At 69.3% G+C, this 296-nt stretch carries 1 protein-coding gene; it reads left to right on the top strand.

Annotated elements, in window-relative coordinates:
• Positions 1-237: DUF2125 domain-containing protein (locus tag H2O73_RS23840; RefSeq protein ID WP_220457733.1), on the top strand; the 237-nt coding region annotated here is incomplete at its 5' end.
• Positions 238-296 lie beyond the last annotated feature (59 nt).

Genomic DNA, 296 nt, shown 5'->3' with positions numbered 1-296 from the left:
GGCACCATGCCCGGCCTGCCCGCGCTGAGCGGCCGCATCGGCATGACATCGCGCGGTCTGAACGGCCTTCTGGACAACCTGGCCGAGCTTGGCCTCCTGCGGCCGTCGGACGTCATGGGCGCGCGCATGGTGATCGCCATGCTGACCACGCCCAGCAACGATCCCGACACGCTCTCGGCAGAGATCGAGCTGAAACCCGATGGCGGGCTGGTGGCCAACGGGATGCGCCTGCGCTGAGCGAAGCCGGACAACCGCTTGCACCCGGGGGCGGCGCGACCTAGGTCAGAGCGAGTGTT

This window comes from Vibrio marinisediminis, assembly GCF_014050145.1.
In the GTDB taxonomy this organism is placed as follows: Bacteria; Pseudomonadota; Gammaproteobacteria; order Enterobacterales; family Vibrionaceae; genus Vibrio; species Vibrio marinisediminis.
This window is presented reverse-complemented; position numbering and strand designations above follow the sequence as displayed.